At 64.9% G+C, this 956-nt stretch carries 1 protein-coding gene; it reads right to left on the reverse strand.

What is annotated here, in order from left to right:
* A partial coding sequence (locus N416_RS22040) for a polyketide synthase (RefSeq protein WP_036458920.1) occupies window positions 1-956 on the reverse strand: 956 nt, incomplete at both ends.

Raw genomic sequence — 956 nt, forward strand, 5'->3', positions numbered from 1 at the left:
GCGCCGTCGGTGGCCAGCCATTGGGCGAGCACGCCGGCGGTGGCCGCGATACGTGCCGGGGACTTGCCCGAGACCACCAACGTGCTCACCGGCACCGCAGCAGCCCCCGCAACAACCTCAGCATCAGGCGCCTGCTCAACGATCACATGCGCATTGGTGCCCGACACCCCGAACGAGGACACCCCCGCCCGGCGCGGACGCGACACCGCCGGCCAGTCCATACCCCGATCAGCAACCTGAAACTTCGACGCCCCCGCACCCGCATTCGGCGTCAACTCCGAAAAATTCAAATGCCGCGGAATGAAACCCTGCTGCACCGACAACACCGTCTTGATGAACCCGGCAACACCAGACGCAGACTCCAAATGCCCCAAATTGGTCTTCACCGACCCCAACACCAACGGCGCCGCCGAACCCCGCTCACCAAACACCGCCGACAAGGCATCCAACTCAATCGGATCACCCAACGCCGTACCAGTGCCATGCGCCTCGACATAGTCGATATCCGCCGGGGACAACCGCGCCGACGCCAACGCCGCCCGCACCACCTTCTGCTGCGCCGGACCCGACGGCACCGTCTGACCCGAGGACGGCCCATCCTGATTCACCGCCGAACCCCGCACCACCGCCAGCACCCGGTCACCATCACGCTGGGCATCCGACAACCGCTTGAGCACCACCACCCCAGCACCCTCGGAGCGCACGTAACCGTCGGCGGCGGCATCAAAAGTCTTGCACTGCCCGTCCGGGGCCAACATCCCCCACCGCGACGTCGCAATACTGTTCTGCGGGGTCAACATCAAATTCACCCCAGCGGCCAACGCCTGATCCGACTCCCGACGCCGCAAACTCGCACACGCCAAATGAATCGTCACCAACGACGACGAACACGCCGTATCCAACATCATCGCCGGACCATGCACACCCAAGAAATACGACAACCGCCCCGCCGCGAA

It is taken from the genome of Mycobacterium sp. UM_WGJ (genome assembly GCF_000455125.1).
Lineage (GTDB): Bacteria > Actinomycetota > Actinomycetes > Mycobacteriales > Mycobacteriaceae > Mycobacterium.